The sequence below is a fragment of the Nocardia sp. NPDC003345 genome (assembly GCF_053589395.1).
Genome location: NZ_JBSFRU010000557.1, coordinates 1 through 1,940, shown reverse-complemented (window position 1 = coordinate 1,940; position 1,940 = coordinate 1). Strand labels below are relative to the sequence as shown.

1 protein-coding gene is annotated in these 1,940 nt (G+C 69.0%); it reads left to right on the top strand.

What is annotated here, in order from left to right:
* A partial coding sequence (gene lpqB, locus ACWDU1_RS31950) for an MtrAB system accessory lipoprotein LpqB (protein WP_450004149.1) occupies positions 1 to 1,765 on the top strand: 1,765 nt, incomplete at its 5' end.
* Positions 1,766 to 1,940: the final 175 nt, after the last annotated feature.

Genomic DNA, 1,940 nt, shown 5'->3' with positions numbered 1-1,940 from the left:
CGCCGCCTTGGCGGCGCTGGTGGCCGCGGGCGGGTGCGCGAACCTGCCCGATTCCTCACAGCCCCAGGCGCTGGGCACCATTCAGCAGGAGCCCACCGCGGAAGGGCCGCCGCTGCCCACCGAAGGGCGCGACCCCGATCTGCTGCTGGGTGATTTCCTCAAGGCCACCGCGGATCCCACCGACGGTCATCTCGCCGCCCGCCAATACATGACCCCCGCGGCTTCCACCCAGTGGAACGACGCGGAGTCCAATGTGATCGTCGAACGGGCCGATACGCTGCGCGAATCACGCACCGAGAACGAGGCGACCTATGTGCTGCGCGCCCGCAAGGTCGGTGAACTCGCCCCGGACGGCTCCTACCACGCCGCCGACGGGATCATCGAACACAAGATCGAGATGAACCGCGTCGACGGAGAGTGGCGCATCGATGAACTCCCCGACGGCGTGGTCATGGAATACAACGCCTTCACCCAGTCCTACCGGCGGCAGGCCCTGTACTTCGTCACGGCCGACGGCCAGCATGTGGCACCGGACCTGCGCTGGATCTCGGTACGGCCCGACGAGGTGGCGCAGCAACTGGTCACCATGCTGATCGCCGGGCCGCAGCCCTTCATCGCCCCCGCGGTCCGCAACTACCTCGCCCCGCCGGTGGCCGTGCGCGGCGCCATCACCAAGGCCAACGGTGACCCGGTCGGGGTGGGCGTGGGTCTGGGCGGTGTCCGGATCGATTTCTCCGGTGTCGGCGACCTGAACGAACGCGACCGCGAACTGTTCGCCGCCCAGGTGATCCTGACCCTGGCCGGCGCCGATGTACTCGGCCCCTACATGCTGCTCGCCGACGGCCGGCCGCTGGACGAGCGATTCGCCGGCAGCGGATGGTCGGTAGGCGACCTCGGCCCGATCGCCGACTCCATCCAGCCCGACGCCCGGGTCGGGCTGCACGCGCTACGCAACGGAACCCTCGTCGAGGTCGGCAACAACAGTTCCCTCAACCCCACCCCGGGATACTTCGGTTCGGTACAGAACCTGCAGTCGGTGGGACTGTCACCGGACGGGAAACTGGTCGCGGCCGTCGCGGACGCGGGCCGGGCGCCGCCGCAGCCACAACGCACCCTGATGGTCGGCAGCTACGGCGGTAACGCCTTCCCGGTCGCCGAGGGCGGTGCGATCACCCGCCCGTCCTGGACCTCCGACGGCAGCGCGGCCTGGGCCGTCATCAACGGCGACCGGGTGATCCGGGCCGTCACCAACCGCGACACAGGCAACGTCTCGGTACAGGAGGTCGACACCTCCCAGCTGTTCGCCGACGATTCCGGATCCGCCATCGAAGCACCCATCACCGAACTGCGGATCTCCCGCAACGGAGTCGGGGCGGCGCTGATCGCCGACGGCAAGGTCTACACCGCCATGGTGCTCCGCAGGCCGGACGGCAGTTTCGCGCTCACCTCCCCACAGCAGATCGCGATCGAACTCAGCGCTCCGGCCACCTCCCTGGACTGGTACAGCGACGATACGATCATCCTGGCCGGCAGCGGAACCGTCGACCCGGTCCGGACGGTCAAGATCGACGGTTCCGGTATGTCCTCACTGGGCGGGCGAAACCTCACCCCCCCGGTCCGGCTGGTCACGGGTTCCATCGAACGCCAGTACGTGGCGGATTCGCGGGCGGTACTGGAATTGACCCGGACACCGGAGGGCGGCGACCCGTATTGGCGCGAGGTGCCGGGCCTGGGAGCGGACGCGGTACCGGTACTACCGGGGTAGGCGGGCCGGTACCTTTGGATCGGCCCCTTCGCGACGAGGTGCGTTTGGATCGACCCGTTCGCGAAGGTGAGTTCGGATGTGCCCCTTCGCGAAGGGTCGGGCTGTGATTTTGGAGCGCCTCCGGCGCTCGAGGGTGGGCGGTGGCCGCGTCGATCTGGGAGCGGAAGGCGGCCAG